The organism is Pseudomonas sp., assembly GCF_049590575.1.
In the GTDB taxonomy this organism is placed as follows: Bacteria; Pseudomonadota; Gammaproteobacteria; order Pseudomonadales; family Pseudomonadaceae; genus Aquipseudomonas.
On record NZ_JBAWDE010000162.1, the window covers coordinates 1 to 3,615 of the forward strand.

General features: G+C 61.2%; 4 protein-coding genes. 1 reads left to right on the top strand and 3 read right to left on the bottom strand.

Features of this window, described 5'->3' with window-relative positions; genetic code table 11:
• The first annotated feature begins 459 nt into the window (after nt 1–459).
• Entirely contained in the window at nt 460–1,563 is a 1,104-nt protein-coding gene (locus WBR57_RS11855) for a GlxA family transcriptional regulator (RefSeq protein WP_122542193.1), read from the top strand.
• Between the two features lie 95 nt (nt 1,564–1,658).
• Here the strand turns inward: WBR57_RS11855 and WBR57_RS11860 are convergent, their stop codons facing one another.
• The 3 genes from WBR57_RS11860 to WBR57_RS11870 all read right to left on the bottom strand — a co-directional run bounded on the left by WBR57_RS11860 (nt 1,659) and on the right by WBR57_RS11870 (nt 3,559).
• Nucleotides 1,659–1,922, bottom strand: coding sequence for a hypothetical protein (locus tag WBR57_RS11860; protein ID WP_065892447.1), 264 nt, complete (start codon nt 1,920–1,922; stop codon nt 1,659–1,661).
• A gap of 129 nt (nt 1,923–2,051) precedes the next feature.
• The gene (locus tag WBR57_RS11865) at nt 2,052–2,528 is read right to left on the bottom strand and encodes a thioesterase family protein (RefSeq protein ID WP_424083988.1); all 477 of its coding nucleotides are present in this window, start codon (nt 2,526–2,528) and stop codon (nt 2,052–2,054) included.
• 65 nt (nt 2,529–2,593) lie between these two features.
• Nucleotides 2,594–3,559 (bottom strand): L-carnitine dehydrogenase, encoded by a 966-nt coding sequence (locus WBR57_RS11870; protein ID WP_424083989.1) that lies wholly within the window; start codon nt 3,557–3,559, stop codon nt 2,594–2,596.
• Nucleotides 3,560–3,615: the final 56 nt, after the last annotated feature.

Consider the following 3,615-nt stretch of genomic DNA (forward strand, 5'->3'; position numbering starts at 1 on the left):
GGGGAAAGCATTCCAAATGTGGGAGCTGGCTTGCCTGCGATAGCGGTAGTTGCAGCAACACTGCTCAAAAAGTGAACACCAGAATCAAAAGCGCCACCTTTTAGCGCGTCGCAAACAGATAAGTAGCTCCCGAACGATTTACCTTCCGACCACCCGTCACCCGTGCGTGTGGTGACAGACTTTCCGAAAGCCCTCAAAGCGCCTTCCCACAAGTGCTACCGATCTGCTCACACCCCGTGGGCAGGCGCGCTTGCACGCCATTTTCGAGGCATATCCCGCACTTCCCGCGCGGCTTATATAGACGCGTCATCAGGTCGTTTTCAGGAGTTATTGAATAGTCATTCAAATTTAGGCATGGCATTTGCTCTATCTATTCAAAGCGTCGCCTCACCGAGGACGAGCGCAATAACAAGAGCCTCGCCTGAGGCCATCACCCGCTTTGTGTGAGGAGATACCGCGATGACGACGTTCAACTCAGGGGCTCAACCCCAGAACCGTGCGCCTCAATCCATCGGCTTTTTGCTGCTGGACAATTTCACGCTGATTTCCCTGGCGTCAGCCGTGGAACCGCTGCGCATGGCTAACCAGTTGTCCGGCCGCGAGCTGTATCGCTGGACCACGTTGAGCGTCGACGGCAACCAGGTGTGGGCCAGCGACGGTCTGCAAATCACCCCCGATGCTTCCATGCACAAAGCCCCGGCCCTGGACACGGTGATCGTGTGCGGCGGCGTGGGCATCCAGCGCACCGTCACCCGCGAACACGTGTCGTGGCTGCAAAGCCAGGCGCGCCAGTCGCGTCGCCTCGGCGCGGTGTGCACCGGCAGTTGGGCCCTGGCCTGCGCCGGTCTGCTCGATGGGTTTGATTGCAGCGTGCACTGGGAATGCCTGGCGTCGATGCAGGAAGCGTTCCCCCGCGTGGCCATGAGCACACGCCTGTTCACCCTCGACCGCAACCGTTTCACCAGCTCGGGCGGCACCGCGCCGCTGGACATGATGTTGCACCTGATCAGCCGCGACCATGGCCGCGAACTGTCGGCGGCCATCTCCGAAATGTTTGTGTATGAACGCATCCGCAACGAACAGGATCACCAGCGTGTGCCGCTCAAGCACATGCTCGGCACCAACCAGCCGAAGCTGCAGGAAATCGTCGCGCTGATGGAAGCCAACCTGGAAGAGCCGATCGACCTGGACGAACTGGCGGTGTACGTCGCCGTGTCGCGGCGCCAGCTGGAGCGGCTGTTCCAGAAATACCTGCACTGTTCGCCGTCACGCTATTACCTGAAGCTGCGCCTGATTCGTGCGCGGCAGCTGCTCAAGCAAACGCCGATGTCGATCATCGAAGTCGCATCGGTCTGCGGGTTTGTGTCCACGCCGCACTTCTCCAAGTGCTACCGCGAATACTTCGGCATTCCACCGCGCGATGAGCGCGTAGGGTCGAACACCACCCAACAGGTGGCGATGATGCCGATTCCGCAAGCGTTGGTGTTGTCACCGTTGTCGGGGCCGATGTCGGCGTTGAGCCAGGCGCGCAATGAGTCGACTTTCGCCAGTGTGAGGCTGTAGACCGAGGCGCCTGCTTCGGGGGCAAGCCCCCTCCCACATTTGAATGCATTCACAGATCAAAAGGTGGGAGGGGGCTTGCCCCCGATAGCGGTTTTTCAAGCGCCGGAGTTCTGCTTGAACTGCATCAACGCCGGCAACAACTGCTTGTCGATCGCCTGTCGCACCGCCGGCAAAATCGTCGCCTTGCCGGTGTACATCTGCTCCACCATGCCCTTGAGCGCCTTGGCCCTGGCTTCGCTCAAACCGCGCACCGCACACTCGCAGGCCTGCTCGGCGGTCGCACCGCTGGACACTTCAAAACCCAGCGAGCGCAGTTGGCTCAGCAGGTCATCCTGGTCAATCAAATCCGCGTGCATCATGACGTTTATCCTGGTGTAGGGAGCGGGGTCTGATCTGGATTCTGGTAGGCCCTTGGCCGGTCGGCAAGGGCGGAACGCACGAATGGCTCAGATGGCTATGAGCAGGTCGTTTTCGGGGTTTCTTTTACGCTAGCGTTTCGGCGGTAATCCGATCACTCGGCCGAGCAGGGCAGGGCGCGCCAGGTCGGCTTGCGCGGCACTGATGGCCGTGAGCCTTTCCAGGGTCGCCTCGGTAAACGGCGCCGAGTGCGGGCCGGCCAGGTCCACGTGCAGCAGCATCTGTTCATTGCCGGCCAATTCTTTCTCATCACCGACTGAATGCAGGCTGTGATAGAGGTGCAGGCGCTTGGCGTCGTGGGCGATCAGTTGCGTATGCACTTCGACCTCGGCACCGAGCTTCACCTCGTGCAGGTAGTTCAGGTGCAGTTCAAGGGTGAACAATGAATGGCCGCTGGCTTCGCGGTTTTCACTGTCCAGCCCCAGCGTGTCCATCAGCGCGTCGGTGGCATAGCTGAAGATCAGCAAATAGAACGCGTCGCGCAGGTGGCCGTTGTAGTCCACCCAGTCCGGGAGGATCTGGGTCGTGTAGGTGGTCAATGCAGGCATGACATGACTTCCGGGTCTGTACTCGGTCAAAAATGTGGGAGCGAGCAAGCCCGCTCCCACATTGGTTATTCTGCGAAGCTCATACCGTGCTTGGCCTTGGTAGTTTTTACCGCCTCCAGCACCGCCAGCAGGCAATCATCACGATAGCGCTCCAGCGCCGAAATGCTGTGGCTGCCCAGCTGCTCGCGGGTGCCGTCGACCACATCGTCGATCAACTTGTCGGTCAACTCCGGTGCCGGCAGGTACGTCCACGGCAACTGCAACGCCGGGCCGAACTGCGCCATGAAGTGCCGCATCCCGGCATCGCCGCCCGCCAGAGTGTAGGTGAGGAAGGTGCCCATGAACGACCAGCGCAGCCCCGCGCCAAAACGGATTGCGTCGTCGATTTCGCCGGTGGTCGCCACGCCGTCGTTCACCAGGTGCAACGCCTCACGCCACAGCGCTTCGAGCAGGCGGTCAGCGATAAACCCCGGCACTTCCTTGCGCACGTGCAGTGGGCGCATACCGAGGGATTCGTACACCTTGATCGCCGCCTGAATCGCTTCCGGTGCGGTGTTTTTGCCGCCCACCACTTCCACCAGCGGCAACAGGTAAACCGGGTTGAATGGGTGGCCCACCACGCAGCGTTCCGGGTGGGCCGAGCCCTCGTAGAACTCGCTCGGCAACAGGCCGGAAGTGCTCGAACCAATCAATGCATTCGGCTTGGCCGCCGCGCTGATCTTGCTGTGCAGGTCCAGTTTCAGCTCCAGGCGTTCCGGGGCGCTTTCCTGAATGAAGTCGGCGTCTTTCACGCACTCTTCGATGGTGGCGACAAAGCGCAGGCGGTCTTGCGAAGCGCCCGGTACCAGGCCTTGTTTCTCCAGGGCACCCCAGGCATTTGCGACGCGTTTGCGCAGGGCCGCTTCGGCACCGGGCGCCGGGTCCCAGGCGACCACATCCAGGCCGTGGGCCAGGGCGCGGGACACCCAGCCGCTGCCGATAACGCCGCTGCCCAGGGCAGCGAAGGTTTTGATTTCGGTGATAAAGCTCATGGCAAATTCCTAAGGCGTTCGATGATCCGTTGTGGGAGCGGGCTTGCTCGCGAATG

Bases quoted from the DNA above. Each gene is read 5' to 3' on its own strand.
- WBR57_RS11865 (WP_424083988.1), bottom strand. From the start codon at position 2,528: ATGCCTGCATTGACCACCTACACGACCCAGATCCTCCCGGACTGGGTG.
- WBR57_RS11870 (WP_424083989.1), bottom strand. From the start codon at position 3,559: ATGAGCTTTATCACCGAAATCAAAACCTTCGCTGCCCTGGGCAGCGGC.
- WBR57_RS11860 (WP_065892447.1), bottom strand. From the start codon at position 1,922: ATGATGCACGCGGATTTGATTGACCAGGATGACCTGCTGAGCCAACTG.
- WBR57_RS11855 (WP_122542193.1), top strand. From the start codon at position 460: ATGACGACGTTCAACTCAGGGGCTCAACCCCAGAACCGTGCGCCTCAA.